This window comes from Halomonas sp. SIMBA_159, assembly GCF_046536035.1.
In the GTDB taxonomy this organism is placed as follows: Bacteria; Pseudomonadota; Gammaproteobacteria; order Pseudomonadales; family Halomonadaceae; genus Vreelandella; species Vreelandella venusta_A.
The window spans coordinates 1-270 of record NZ_JAWJBT010000634.1 but is presented as its reverse complement, the minus strand read 5'-3'; the positions used below and the strand labels follow the sequence as shown (position 1 = coordinate 270).

The following is a 270-nucleotide window of genomic DNA, read 5'->3' as shown; positions in this document are numbered from 1 at the left end:
GGTGACGGTGCCGCCGGGCTTCTTCTCTCCTCAAGGCCCGACACCGTAGGGCCGCAAGTGCCGAAACAGTAGGCACCAAGGAATCCCATCATGCCTGTTGATTACCAAACGAACCAGTCCATCAGCCCCAACGTCGAAGTGAAGCGGGTCTACTACACCGGCTCGACCAAGCTGGAGCGTGGGGCCGTGCTCATCTACGAAGCGCAGTCCACCCTCGCCGGCTTCACCAAGGGGCCGGGCATCGACGTGGCCCTCAGCTCCGGCACCGAC

1 protein-coding gene is annotated in these 270 nt (G+C 63.3%); it reads left to right on the top strand.

Annotation, left to right across the window (positions count from 1 at the left end; translation table 11 throughout):
- Positions 1–90: 90 nt before the first annotated feature.
- On the top strand, positions 91–270 hold a 180-nt coding region (locus tag R0J87_RS20745), incomplete at its 3' end, for a hypothetical protein (protein ID WP_498888617.1).